Source organism: Rathayibacter tanaceti (assembly GCF_001634385.1).
Taxonomy (GTDB): domain Bacteria; phylum Actinomycetota; class Actinomycetes; order Actinomycetales; family Microbacteriaceae; genus Rathayibacter; species Rathayibacter tanaceti.
Genome location: NZ_LIIN01000331.1, coordinates 1 through 204 on the forward strand (window position 1 = coordinate 1; position 204 = coordinate 204).

Genomic DNA, 204 nt, shown 5'->3' on the forward strand with positions numbered 1-204 from the left:
CGGACGGCGTTGAAGGCGTCTGGGAAAGTGTGCAGTGGTCGTCTGTAGTCGGTGTGGAAGATTCGCCAGGTTTTAATGTTAGCGATTGTTCTCTCGATCACGTAGCGGTGAGTGTTCACGAAACGGTTGTGCTGTTTCGCGTGCTCTGGCAAATGTTCTTCGCCGGGTCTCCTTTTTATTGGTGTGATCATTCCGGCGCCTTGG

Annotated in this window: 1 protein-coding gene; it reads right to left on the bottom strand. The window is 52.9% G+C overall.

Annotated elements, in window-relative coordinates:
- Positions 1 to 191: hypothetical protein (locus tag ACH61_RS19490; protein ID WP_413784051.1), on the bottom strand; the 191-nt coding region annotated here is incomplete at its 3' end.
- Positions 192 to 204: the final 13 nt, after the last annotated feature.